The organism is Acidimicrobiia bacterium, assembly GCA_035651955.1.
Taxonomy (GTDB): Bacteria; Actinomycetota; Acidimicrobiia; order IMCC26256; family JAMXLJ01; genus JAMXLJ01.
Genome location: DASRES010000069.1, coordinates 75441 through 87249 on the forward strand (window position 1 = coordinate 75441; position 11809 = coordinate 87249).

The following is an 11809-nucleotide window of genomic DNA, read 5'->3' on the forward strand; positions in this document are numbered from 1 at the left end:
GGGGGGAGGCAGGACGTGGTTCGTGCAGCGCGCGTCGGTGTGACGGTGCCGGAGTCGGTGTCGGAGCCGTCGCGGTACCCCGCGTTCCCGCCGCGCGGGACGAACGTCGTGCTCGTCGTGCTCGACGATCTCGGGTTCGCGCAGCTGGGTTGCTTCGGCTCGGACATGGACACGCCGACGTTCGACGCGCTCGCGCGTGACGGGTTGCGCTTCACGAACTTCCACACGACCGCGCTGTGCTCACCGACACGCGCGTGCCTGCTGACGGGCCGGAACCATCACCGCGTCGGCGTCGGCTTCCTTCCCGACGTCCCGATGCGCTTCGCGGGTTACACGGGGCGCATACCGCCCGAGGCGGCGACGATGGCCGACATGCTGAGCGCCGAGGGCTACGCGACGTTCGCCGTCGGAAAGTGGCACCTCACGCCGCGCGACGAACGCACCCCGGCCGGGCCCTACGAGCAGTGGCCGCTGGGAAAGGGCTTCGACCGCTTCTACGGCTTCCTCGGCGGGGACTCCAACCAGTGGACACCCGACCTCGTGCAGGACAACACGTGCATCGACCCGCCCCGCCGTCCCGAGGACGGCTACCACCTGACCGAGGACCTCGCGGACCGTGCGGTCGCGTACCTCCGCGAGCTGCGGGTCCACCAACCGGAGCGGCCGTTCTTCCTCTACTTCTCGACGGGTGCGACGCACGCGCCGCATCACGTCCCCCGCGAGTTCGTCGAGCGGTACCGGGGACGGTTCGACGACGGGTGGGACGCGTGGCGCGAGCGCACCTTGGAACGTCAGAAGCGGCTCGGAGTCGTGCCCGAGCGGGCCGAGCTGTCGGCGCGGCCACCCTGGGTCCAGGAGTGGGCCTCGCTCCCCACCGACGAGCGACGGTTGTACGCGCGCATGCAAGAGGTGTTCGCCGCGTTCCTGACCCACACCGATACGCACCTCGCACGCGTGCTCGCCGCGATCGACGAGCTCGGTGAGACGGACCGGACGATCGTGCTCGTCGTCTCCGACAACGGCTGCTCGTCGGAGGGTGGGCCGCACGGGTCGGTCAACGAGCTGCGGTTCATCGCCGACATGCACGAGGATCTCGAGCAGAACCTCGCGATGATCGAGGAGCTGGGCGGGTTCCGCACGTACAACCACTACCCGTGGGGCTGGGCGTTGGCCGGCAACACGCCGTTGCGCCGCTGGAAGCGCTACACGTGGGAAGGCGGCATCCGCGACCCGCTGATCATCCGGTGGCCGGCGCGCGTCCCCGACCCGGGGGGCGTGCGTGCGCAGTACTGCCACGCGGTCGACGTGCTGCCGACGGTGCTCGACGCCTGCGGTGTCCCGCTGCCGTCGGTCGTGCGCGGCGTCCCGCAGATGTCGTACGACGGCGCGTCGCTCGCGCCGATCGTCGACGGTGCCGACGCGCCCGAGCAGCGCCGCGTGCAGTACTACGAGATGTGGGGGAGCCGCGCGATCTACGCGAACGGCTGGAAGGCCGTCACCGACCACGTCAACCAGCAGCACCGCGGTGAGCGCGAGCTGACCGAGGGGAGCGCGGACTTCGCGACGGACGAATGGCTGCTCTTCCACGTCGACGAGGACTTCGCCGAGGTCCACGACGTCGCCGAGCAGCGGCCCGACGTCCTGCGCGAGCTCGTCGACCGCTGGTGGGTCGAGGCGGGTCGCAACGGTGTGCTCCCGATCGACGACGGCATCGTGAACCGGTTCGCGCACGTCGACTTCCGCTGGCTGACGGGGCGCAGACGCTTCGACCTGCCACCGGGCACGTCCGTGCACGAGGAGGCGGGCCCGTCGCTCGTCGGGAACGACTTCGCGATGGTCGCGGTGCTCGACGAGCCGCTCGTGCCGACGACCACGGGCGTCCTGTGCGAGCAGGGCGACTGGACGAACGGCTGGGCGTGGTTCGTCGCCGACGGCACGCTCACGTGGGTGCTCAACAACGTCGGCGCGTCCGTGCACCGCGTCTCGGTACCGGTTCCCGCCGGCGCGACCCGGCTCGGCTTCGCGTTCACACGCTCGTCGCCTGGAGGCACCGGCACGCTGTACGCGGACGGCGACGAGATCACGAGCGCACGCATCCCGGTCGACGTCCCGTTCCGTTGGAGCCCGAACGGCGCGTTCCTCACGATCGGGTACGGCCGCGGGTTCCCGGTGTGCGACGACTACACGCCGCCGGCGCGCTTCGACGGCGCGTTGCACCGGGTCGTGATCACGACGGGCCGCGCGGCGTTGCCCGATCCCGCGGTGGAGCTCGAGACCGCGCTGCGCCACCAGTGACCGCGCGCCGGGAGACGCCCGACGACGTCGCGGTCGTCCGTGAGGGGGTGCGTCGCGAGTTCCCCGACGTCGATGCAGATGCCGCCGCGACGCTTCTGGCAGTCGTACGCGCGGCTCGGCACGTGAGCGCGTGGGTGCAGGACACGCTCAAGCCTCTCGGGCTCAACGACTCTGACGCCGTCGTCCTCGTCGCGCTCGCGCTCGCCGGTCCACCGCACGCGATGACGGCGACGCGGCTCAACGAGGTCCTGGTCGTCACCTCCGGCGGCATCACCCGCACCGTCGACCGACTGGCGAACGCGCAACTCGTGCGACGAGTGCGCGACACGCAGGACGCGCGTCGTGTGAACGTCAAGCTGACGGCACGCGGTCACCGCGTGGCGGGCGAAGTGCTCGGGACATTGCTCGACGCGTTCGCCGAGCGCGACGGCGCGGCGCAGCTCGCGCGTGTGATCCCGGCGATGACTCGGGTGCTCGGCGCATTTGCGCGCGTCACGCCTGCGCGCTGACCGTCTCTCTGGGAGCGCGCACGAACGGCGTGTCGCCGTCGACGGTGCAGCGGCGCATCCGCCGGTCCTGCGGGTAGTGGTCGCTCAGGGCGCGGTGGTTCGTGCAGCGCTCGTCCCAGATCGCGACGTCGCCCCTGCGCCAGCTCCACCGCACCTGCAGGTTCGGGTCCTCGACCCGGCGGCGCAGCCATTCGAGCAGCCACGCGCTCTCGTCGGGGTGGAGGCCGACGATCGAGTCCATGAACGACCCGGCGACGAACAGCGCGTCGCGGCCCGTCTCGGGATGCGTGCGCACCAGGGGGTGGGTGGCGCCGGGGAACGCCTGCTGCAGCTCCTGCAGGTGCTCGGTCCCCGCGATGCGCGAGTAGCGCTCCCAGAAGTCGCGGCCCTGCGTGTGACGGACGCGCAGCCCGCGCAGCGCGTCTCGCAGGGGCGGTGAGATGCGCTCGAACGCGCCGTAGAGGTCGGCCCACATCGTGTCGCCGCCGTACGCGGGGATCTCGAGCGCGGCGAGCGTCGCGACCGCGGGTGGCCGCTCGATCCAGGTGATGTCGGTGTGCCAGTTGTCGGCGTCCGGCGGGCTGTCGGCGCTGTCGGCGATCACGTGCAGCGCCTGCGTGCCCCCGAAGTGCTTGCTGATCGGGTAGACGCTCGGCGTCCCGAACCGGCGCGCGAGCGCGAGCTGACCGTCGTCACCGAGGTCCTGGTCGCGGAAGAACAGGACTTGGTGCTCGAGGAGCGCGGTGCGAACCTGCGCGAACGTCGCGTCGTCGATCGACTCCAACGACACGCCGTCCACGACCGCACCGAGCGCGCCGTTGAGCCTGCGCACCTCCATCGGGCGCCTCCCGGACGTCTTCGAGCCGGATATGTCTGACTCGTCAGGTAAATCGTACGTCGACCAATGCCGGGATGCAACGGGCCCGACCAGCAGGTTGCCGGTCGGGCCCGTTCGCCGTGCGTGTCGCGGACGTCGTCAGGAGGGCTGCGGGAAGCCCTTCAGGTCGAAGACGTTCGCGGGATCGCAGTTGTACACGCCGTCCTTGTTGGGCTTGAGGACGTCCTTGTTGACGACGAATCCGGTCGGCGTCGCCTCCATCAGCGTGAAGCACTCGCTGCCGGGCGTCGACGCGTTGCCGGTCTTGTTCGGCGCGTGGAGTCCACCGCCGGTCCAGTTCTCGACGCCGTTGGCATGGTCGAACATGCACTTGCGCGTGAGGTTCGAGCCGCACTGCTTCGCGGCCTGCGCCCACAGCAACCACGCCGACCACGCGTTCATGCCGAGGCCCTTCGGCTGCGCGTGCGCGTACTTCGCCAAGAGGTCGATGTACTGCTTCGTCGCCGGGTTCTGGCTCGCGAGCTCGAACGGCCACTGGTAGCTGTTCACGAGCACCTTCGTGCCGGTGATCGCCGGTCCCGCGTCCTGGATCAGCTTCGGGTCGTAGTGGTTCGCGTCGAGGATCGCGTACTTCGGGTGGTACCCGAGGTCCGACAGCGACTTGAGCAGCGCCGCGACCTGGTCCGGGTTCCCCTGGTACGTGAACACCTGCACGCCCTTGGTCTGCAGGTTCTGCGCGTACGGTCGGTAGTTGTCGACCGACAACGGCAGCTCGTCGTAGTAGGTCTCCGTGTACCCGAGCTGCTTGGCGGCAGCACGGTTGCGGTTCCCGGAGTCCTTGATCGCCTGGTACTGGCTGTTGAGCAGGCCGTAGTGCTGCGTCGCGGGCTGATCGACGACCTTCAGCATCCGGTAGGCGCCGCCCAGACGACTCTGGTTGTCGGGCGTCGGGATCGCCTGCACCGACAGCGGCGCGGTGCCCGCCTGCGCCGACACGTCGTAGGCGCTCACCTCCGGCAGGCCGCACTTCACGCGCTGCGCGACGCCGCTGGAGTCGAGTGCCTCACCGTTGCCGACGAGCGAGAAGTCGACCTGGCAGGCCTGGATCATCTTCGCCGCGACCTCGGTCAGCGCGGCGTCCCACTTGTCGAGCGTGAGCTTCCGGCCGAGGATGCCGCCGGCCGCGTTGCACCACGCGACGAACGCGGTCGCGCTGTCGAACAGCTCCTGGTTCAGGCCCGGCTGCGCCTGCGCGCCGGGGTCGGACATCGTGCCGACCCGGATGGACGTGTCGGTCACGCCGAGGTCGGTCGCTCCCTTCGCGTTGCCCGGGCCGCAGACGCCCTTCATGGTGCCGAAGTCACCCGACGCCGTGTTGCTGCTCGAGGTCGTGTTGGAGCTCTTGCTGCTCGAGCTCTTGCTGCTCGAGCGACTGCACGCCGACACGCCCACCATCGCCACGATCACGACGGGGACGCACCACCGCATCACCCTCATGCGGACCTTCCCCCCTGCTTCGGCCCGGACCCGATGGCCGGGGCGCACGCACTCTAACGCTCCGTCAGATTTGTGCGCAGGGATGCTCCGAGCGCGGCTCAGCTCTTGGTCGCGAGCCCGTCCGCCTTGGTCGTCGTGGCGACGATGCGGTCGGTCTGGGCCTGCTGCTCGTAGATGAGGCGGGCCATCCAGAAGCGCAGGAACTGTGCGATCGAGTAGCGGAGGAACAGCGCGGCGCCGACCACCGAGACGGTCACGCCGATCAGCGCCACGACGATGTAGTCGCCCTGCGACGCACCCATCCCGCCCCCGGCCGCGGCCGCGGCGCTGTGCGACCCGAAGTAGGACGCGATCGAGATGACGAGCCCGGCGACGAGCATCACCCCGCCGAGTCGCAGGAGCTGCTGCTCGCGTGCGATCGACGGGTCCTTGAGCCGCATGTCGGCGATGTCCGCCTTGAACTGCTCCACGCGGTCGGTGCTCTCGATCATCTCTTCAGCTCCCGAGGTATGCACTGCTCAGCTCGGACTCCATCTCGGCCGGCGAGCCCGTCCGGACCACTCTGCCCTGCACCATGATCGCCGCGACGTCGGCCACGCCGAGGACGGTCGCGGCGAACTGCTCGACGACCAGGATCGACACGCCCTCCTTCGCCACCTGCGCGACGACCTCGTAGATCTGCTCGACGATGAGCGGGGCGAGACCCATCGACAGCTCGTCGAGCAGCAGCAGCGCCGGGTTCGTCGCCATCGCGCGCGACATCGCGAGCATCTGCTGCTCACCGCCCGACAGCGTGCCCGCCTGCTGGGTGCGACGATCCTTCAGCCTGGGGAAGCGGGCGTACGCCGCCTCCTCGATGTCGCTCAGCTTGGCGCCCGTGTACGTCGCCATGCGCAGGTTCTCGCGGACCGAGAGGTTCGGGAAGACGCCCTTGCCCTCCGGGATCGTGCAGACGCCCCGGCGGGCGAGCTCGTCGGCCTTCGCGCCGGTGACGCGCCGGCCGGCCATGTAGACGTCGCCGCGAGTCGGCCGGTGCAGACCGGCGACGACGCGCAGCATCGTCGTCTTGCCGGCACCGTTCGGACCGAGGACCGCGAACACCGCGCCCGGCGGCAGCGTGAGGTCGACGCCGTGCAGCACCTCGATGCGCTCGTACGCGGCGTGCACGTCGCGCAGCTCGAGCAGCGGCGCGATTCCGTTCGTCGACGGCGGGCGCATCATTTCGGCTCCGCGGCGGTGCCGAGGTAGGCGGCGAGGACGGCGTCGTTCACGCGGATCTCCCCGGGCGTGCCCGACGCGATGAGCTCCCCGAAGTCGAGCACGTTGATGCGCTCGCACACCTCCATGACGAGCCCCATGTCGTGCTCGACCAGCAGGACGGCCATGCCGTCGGCGGCGAGCCTGCGGAGCAGCTCGGCGAAGCGGTGAGTCTCGCTCTCGTCCTGACCCGATGCCGGCTCGTCGAGGAGCAGGACCTTGGGATTGGTCGCGAGCGCACGGCCGAGCTCGACGAGACGTCCCTGGCCGGTGGGCAGCGCGTCGACCCGGATGTCGGCGACCGGCTGCAGGCCGACGCGCTCGATGATCTCGTCGGCGATCACGTCCGGGGAGCGCCGGTCACGGGCCCAACCCCGGTGGATGTCGGCGGCGACGCGGATGTTCTCGCGCGCGGTGAGCATCGAGAACAGCTCGAGGCGCTGGAACGTCCGGGCCACGCCCTTGCGGGCGCGCTTGAACGGCGGGAGCTTCGTCAGGTTCGTGCCGTCGAGCGTCACCGTTCCCGCGTTCGGCTGCAGCAGACCGGTGACGACGTTGAACAACGTCGTCTTGCCGGCGCCGTTCGGCCCGATGAGCCCGGTGATGTGCCCGCTCTCGGCGGTCAGCGACACGTCGTTGACCGCGACGTTGCCCGAGAACCGGACCGTCACCGCGTTGACCGACAGGGTCGCCATGGCTACCCGGCCCGCTCCGCGTGCGCGACCGCCTCGCCGTCGCCGAGCCCGAGCGCGCGGTCCATCTCGGCGACCCGGTCGGCCGTGAACGGCTCGGTGATCCCGACCCATTCGAGCGGCGTCACGCCGGGCTCGATCTCCTCGGGCGCGCGACGCCTGCGCGCGAGGTACTCGCCGAGCTGCGGACCGAGCGCGAGCAGCGCGAGCTCGATGATCGCGAACGGGTAGTTCGCGATGATCCCCGTTGTGCGTAACAACCAGGTGATGATCATCGCGACGACCAGCGCGACGATCGACAGCGGCTCGCGCACCATCACGTTGTAGCGCGGCCGGATGTCCTTCTGGATGAAGCCGTTCGGGTTCTGTCCGAGCCCGATGCCGGCGAAGCCGACGAGGACCGTCTGCAACTGCTTCAGCGACGGGAACAGGTTGGCGAGGATCGGCGCGCCGAGGAAGAAGCCCGTGCTGAAGGCGGCACCGAGCGACCCGATGCCGGCGATCACCATGACGAGCAGGATCGACAAGCCGGTGAAGAAGTCGAACGTCTGGCTCGAGTCCGCCACGCGCAGCGCGCCGCCGTAGATCGCACCGCCGATGCCGGCGATGAACGCGGAGATCGCGAACACCGCCACCTTCGTGAACGTGAGGTTCAGTCCGAGCGTCGCGCACGCGGCGGGGCTGTCCTTCATCGCGAGCAGACGGTGCCCGAAACCGCTGCGGCGGATCCACGCGACGAGCAGCGCGAAGACGCCGAACATGATCGCTCCGAAGATGAAGTACGCGCGATCACTGTCCGCTTGGTAGCCGAACACCCCGACGCGGCTGATGGTGAGCGAGCCCTGCTGGAAGATGTCGAACGAGTGGTGGAAGATCGTGAACTTCGGCAGCAGCCAGATCCACCGGTCGAGCATGACGGCGAACGCGGCGGTCGCGAGCGCGAGGTAGATCCCCGAGAGGCGCAGCGCCGGGAGCGCGATGAGCGCGCCGACCGCGGCCGCGACCACGCCGCCCAGCAGCAGCGCGAGCGGGTTGCCGTGGACGCCGCCGAGGTGGGCCATGACGACGGCGCCGATCGCGCCGAACGACAGCTGGCACAGGGATATCTGGCCCGCGTAGCCGATCAGCGGGACCATCGACAGAGCGATGATCGCCAGGCCCCACATGCGGTTCACGTTGTTGAGGTCGGCCCGGCCGATGACGAGCGTCATCATCGCCGCGCCGACGACCATCGCGGCGGCGAAGAACGCCGTCCCGGACCACGTCGGCTTGGGCAGGTTCTCGCGCGTGCGGTGCACCCCGTGTCCACGCAGACGCGTGCCCGGCAGCACGAGCAGGATGATGAACAGCAGGATGATCGGCACCGACGCGACGAGGCCCGTCAGGTACGGGGTGAAGTTCGACGGCACCTTGTTGATGATGTAGCCGCGTGAGTAGTCGGCCGCGAGGCCGAGCACGAGCGCGCCGACGAACGTCATCGGGAGGCTGCGCAACCGGCCGAACATCGCAGCGGCGTACGCGTTGACGATCAGCAGCGTCAGCGGCAGCGCCGAGAGCAGCAGCGTCGGGGAGATGAGGATGCCGCTGAGGGCGGCGAGCGAGCACCCGATGGCCCACGCGAGCATCGACGCGGCGTCGGGGCGGGCGCCGTTGAGCTGCGCCAGCGGCCGGTCGTCCACCGCGGCGCGCATCGAGACGCCGATGCGGGTGCGGTAGAGCAGGAGTCTCAGCCCGATCGCGACCGCGATCGCGATGAGGAACGCGCAGCACTCGTGCCACGACAGCCGGACGCCGAGGATCGAGACCGCGTTGCCCTGCCAGAAGCTGCGGATCGGGCGGGCCTTGTTCGGGTCCCAGATCCACAGGGACAGACCGAGCAGGGCTACCAGCAGGCTCAGGGTCGCGACGAGCTTCGTCGTCTCGGACGTGCCCTGCAGGTTGCGCATGATCACGACCTCGATGAACGCCCCGAAGATGGGTGCGAGCACGAAGAGCGTGACGATCAGCGCGATCGGTGCGGGAAGGTTCCAACCGAACCGAAGGTCCCAATACGCGAAGGCGGCGACCATGCCGATGGCGCCGTGGGCGAAGTTGAAGACCCCGGTCGTGGTGTACGTGAGGACGAGACCGCTCGCGGCGACCGCGTAGATGGACGCGGTGATGAGCCCGCTGAAGGTGTATCCGAGGAATGCGTGCACACCTACCCCCGAGACCGCGGGCAGGGACGCCGACGCATCGGCCCGGCGGTCACCCGACCGCCAACGAACCGGGCCGTCGCCCGTTCGCCGTCCCCCCGGACAGTCCGCATCTGACGAGACGTTAGTTACTCGGTTCGGGCGCCGCCACTGGTTCACGTGGGCGATCCGTGCCGGTTTCGCGCCGCGCGCGCGTGCCTCTCCTGGTGATTGACTGCCCGGCCGATGAGACCTCGCGCGGTGCGCCTCGTCGCAGCCGTGTGCGCGGTCGTCGGCGCGTGCAGCGGACCGGCGAGCGGAGGCGTGGCCGCGCTCCACGTGCGCGATTCGCGCTACCTCGTGCCGGGCGGTGTCGCGGGCAGCCCGCGCGGCCGTCTGCTTGCGGCACGCGCCGTACCGGGGCGCGATCCGACGCTCGGCAGCGCCCGTCGCTGGGAGATCCTGTACGAGTCGCGGGACGTCGCGGGGCGCGGCATCGCTGTGAGCGGTCTCGTCCTGGTGCCGCGCGGTGTACAGCCACACGGCGGTTGGCGCGCCGTCGCGTGGGCGCACGGGACGACCGGTCTCGCGGATCGGTGCGCGCCGTCGCTTGCCGCCGACCTCGGGCACGACGCGAGCGCGGTGCGCGAGGTGCGATCGTTGCTCGCCCACGGCTTTGCCGTGGTTGCCACCGACTACCCCGGGCTCGGGACGCCGGGCGTGCATCCCTACCTCGTGGGTCACGCGAACGCGGCGGCGGTCGTCGACGCAGTGACCGCCGCGCACCAGCTCCTGCCCGGGCGCATCACGCGTGCGTGGGCGACCGTCGGTCACTCCGAGGGCGGGGAGACCGCGCTGTTCACCGCGCAGGACGCCGCACGCATCGCGCCGCAGTGGCCGTACGTGGGCACCGTCGCGCTCGCGCCCGCGTCGACGCTCGAAGCGCTCGTGCCGCTCGCGCAGGCAACCGCGGATCCCGTCGAGCAGGCGTACGCGCTCTATGCCGTGGCCGGTCTCGGCGTCGTGGACCCGGCCGTCCACCTCTCGTCACTCGTCGCGCCCGCGGCGCGCCGGTTCCTGCCCGATCTCGCGACGGGCTGCGTCGACGACGTGACGAACGACCTCACGGCGCATCCCGTCGGGCACGTCTTCGTCGGCGATCCGGTCGCGATGTCGCGCGTCAGCGCGGAGCTCGGCCGCGACGACGATCCCGATCGCGCGCGCTGGAACGCTCCGACGCTCGTGTTGCAGGGCCTCGCCGACGAGGACGTGCCCGCGCCCGCGACGGCCGCGATGGTGGGGCGGCTCTGCCGCCTCGGGGTACCGCTTGAGTACCGCACCTACCCGGGCCTCGACCACGAGGGCGTGGTGACGTCGTCGCTCGACGCCGTGGCGCGGTGGGTGGCCGACCGCTTCGCCGGCGTGCCGTTCGACACCACCTGCCCGGGGCCCGGCCCGGGCTGACGCGCGAGGACGCGCCTACACTGACTCCTTCACCAACCCGCGCTCGTAGCTCAATGGATAGAGCATCTGACTACGGATCAGAAGGTTGGGGGTTCGAGTCCCTCCGAGCGCGCCGACGTCGAGAGCACCGGTGCCCACAGGCGCTTCGATGTTGGAGATCTGGTCGCTTCGCGACTTCGTTCGCGTACGTTCGTCGGGATGGCGCCCGAGGAACTCGCCGATCTCGCCCACCTGCGCCGGGCGCGCGACCTGATCGACCGGGAGTACGCAGCGCCTCTCGACGTTCCCGCGATGGCGCGCGCGGCGCTGATGTCGCCCGCGCACTTCTCGCGCAAGTTCCGTGCCGCGTACGGCGAGACCCCGTACTCCTACCTGATGACGCGACGGATCGAGCGCGCCCAGCATCTGCTGCGCCAGGGGATGTCGGTCACCGACACGTGCGTCGCGGTGGGCTGTACGTCGCTCGGGTCGTTCAGCGCGCGCTTCACCGAGATCGTCGGTGAGGCGCCGTCCCGGTACCGCGCTCGCGATCACCGCGAGCTCGAGGCGGTGCCGGCGTGCGTGACGATGATCGTGACGCGTCCGCGACGCAGCCCGGTGACGGCCTGACCGCTCGAGCCGCACCGAGCAGGATCGGAGAAGCGCGCGTCGGACCGGTCCCCTTAGGGTCGCTCCATGGCAGTCAACGTCTCCGCAATGTTCATCCCCGTCCACGACCCCGACGAGGCGCTCGGCTTCTACCGTGACGCGCTCGGCCTCGAGGTGCGCCAGGACGTCGCGTCCAGCGGCTTCCGCTGGGTCACCGTCGGCGCGCCCGGGCAGGACGTCGACATCGTCCTGTTCCAGCCGCACGGCGGTCGATCCCAGGCCGAGGGCGACGCGCTCCTGTCGCTCGTCACGCAAGGATCGCTGCAGGCCGCGATCTTCCGATCCGACGATCTCGACACGACGTTCGAGAAGGTGCGCGCATCGGGTGCCGAGGTGCTGCAGGAGCCGGCCTCCCAGCCGTGGGGCGCGCGCGACTGCGCGTTCCGCGACCCCTCGGGGAACCTCGTCCGCATCGCGCAAGCCTGACCGCGTGGC

General features: G+C 70.4%; 11 protein-coding genes and 1 tRNA gene. 6 read left to right on the forward strand and 6 right to left on the reverse strand.

Translation table 11 applies throughout. From position 1 onward, the window contains the following. Nucleotides 1-15 precede the first annotated feature (15 nt). Together VFC33_14680 and VFC33_14685 are read left to right on the forward strand one after the other, a co-directional pair. Nucleotides 16-2295 (forward strand): arylsulfatase, encoded by a 2280-nt coding sequence (locus VFC33_14680; GenBank protein ID HZR14482.1) that lies wholly within the window; start codon nt 16-18, stop codon nt 2293-2295. Further along, on the forward strand, nt 2292-2804 hold the full coding sequence (locus tag VFC33_14685; GenBank protein HZR14483.1) for a MarR family transcriptional regulator: 513 nt from the start codon (nt 2292-2294) through the stop codon (nt 2802-2804). The genes VFC33_14680 and VFC33_14685 overlap by 4 nt, the downstream gene beginning before the upstream one ends. Here VFC33_14685 and VFC33_14690 read toward each other — a convergent pair. The 6 genes from VFC33_14690 to VFC33_14715 form a co-directional block, all read right to left on the reverse strand. Continuing rightward, entirely contained in the window at nt 2788-3642 is an 855-nt protein-coding gene (locus tag VFC33_14690) for a TauD/TfdA family dioxygenase (protein HZR14484.1), read from the reverse strand. The genes VFC33_14685 and VFC33_14690 overlap by 17 nt on opposite strands. A gap of 138 nt (nt 3643-3780) precedes the next feature. Then, nucleotides 3781-5139 carry an ABC transporter substrate-binding protein gene (locus tag VFC33_14695; protein HZR14485.1) on the reverse strand — a complete coding sequence of 453 codons (1359 nt, stop codon included), beginning with the start codon at nt 5137-5139 and terminating at the stop codon, nt 3781-3783. Between the two features lie 98 nt (nt 5140-5237). Further along, nucleotides 5238-5630, reverse strand: coding sequence for a hypothetical protein (locus VFC33_14700; protein HZR14486.1), 393 nt, complete (start codon nt 5628-5630; stop codon nt 5238-5240). Between the two features lie 4 nt (nt 5631-5634). After that, on the reverse strand, nt 5635-6360 hold the full coding sequence (locus tag VFC33_14705) for an ABC transporter ATP-binding protein (GenBank protein ID HZR14487.1): 726 nt from the start codon (nt 6358-6360) through the stop codon (nt 5635-5637). Further along, the gene (locus VFC33_14710) at nt 6357-7091 is read right to left on the reverse strand and encodes an ABC transporter ATP-binding protein (protein HZR14488.1); all 735 of its coding nucleotides are present in this window, start codon (nt 7089-7091) and stop codon (nt 6357-6359) included. Before VFC33_14710 ends, VFC33_14705 begins: the two co-directional genes overlap by 4 nt. A gap of 2 nt (nt 7092-7093) precedes the next feature. Continuing rightward, complete coding sequence (locus VFC33_14715) at nt 7094-9286, reverse strand: ABC transporter permease (protein HZR14489.1); 2193 nt, start codon at nt 9284-9286, stop codon at nt 7094-7096. Between the two features lie 222 nt (nt 9287-9508). Between VFC33_14715 and VFC33_14720 the strand changes: the two genes are divergently transcribed. The 4 genes from VFC33_14720 (at nt 9509) to VFC33_14735 (ending at nt 11800) form a co-directional block, all read left to right on the forward strand. Beyond that, on the forward strand, nt 9509-10726 hold the full coding sequence (locus tag VFC33_14720) for a lipase family protein (GenBank protein HZR14490.1): 1218 nt from the start codon (nt 9509-9511) through the stop codon (nt 10724-10726). 39 nt (nt 10727-10765) lie between these two features. Then, nucleotides 10766-10838, forward strand: a tRNA-Arg gene (locus VFC33_14725). Between the two features lie 86 nt (nt 10839-10924). Beyond that, nucleotides 10925-11335 (forward strand): helix-turn-helix transcriptional regulator, encoded by a 411-nt coding sequence (locus VFC33_14730; protein ID HZR14491.1) that lies wholly within the window; start codon nt 10925-10927, stop codon nt 11333-11335. 66 nt (nt 11336-11401) lie between these two features. Beyond that, the gene (locus tag VFC33_14735) at nt 11402-11800 is read left to right on the forward strand and encodes a VOC family protein (protein ID HZR14492.1); all 399 of its coding nucleotides are present in this window, start codon (nt 11402-11404) and stop codon (nt 11798-11800) included. Nucleotides 11801-11809 lie beyond the last annotated feature (9 nt).

What these genes read in the sequence shown, in the direction of transcription:
- VFC33_14690 (HZR14484.1), bottom strand. Translation starts at nt 3,642, where the DNA reads ATGGAGGTGCGCAGGCTCAACGGCGCGCTCGGTGCGGTCGTGGACGGC.
- VFC33_14695 (HZR14485.1), bottom strand. Translation starts at nt 5,139, where the DNA reads ATGAGGGTGATGCGGTGGTGCGTCCCCGTCGTGATCGTGGCGATGGTG.
- VFC33_14700 (HZR14486.1), bottom strand. Translation starts at nt 5,630, where the DNA reads ATGATCGAGAGCACCGACCGCGTGGAGCAGTTCAAGGCGGACATCGCC.
- VFC33_14705 (HZR14487.1), bottom strand. Translation starts at nt 6,360, where the DNA reads ATGATGCGCCCGCCGTCGACGAACGGAATCGCGCCGCTGCTCGAGCTG.
- VFC33_14710 (HZR14488.1), bottom strand. Translation starts at nt 7,091, where the DNA reads ATGGCGACCCTGTCGGTCAACGCGGTGACGGTCCGGTTCTCGGGCAAC.
- VFC33_14720 (HZR14490.1), top strand. Translation starts at nt 9,509, where the DNA reads ATGAGACCTCGCGCGGTGCGCCTCGTCGCAGCCGTGTGCGCGGTCGTC.
- VFC33_14730 (HZR14491.1), top strand. Translation starts at nt 10,925, where the DNA reads ATGGCGCCCGAGGAACTCGCCGATCTCGCCCACCTGCGCCGGGCGCGC.
- VFC33_14735 (HZR14492.1), top strand. Translation starts at nt 11,402, where the DNA reads ATGGCAGTCAACGTCTCCGCAATGTTCATCCCCGTCCACGACCCCGAC.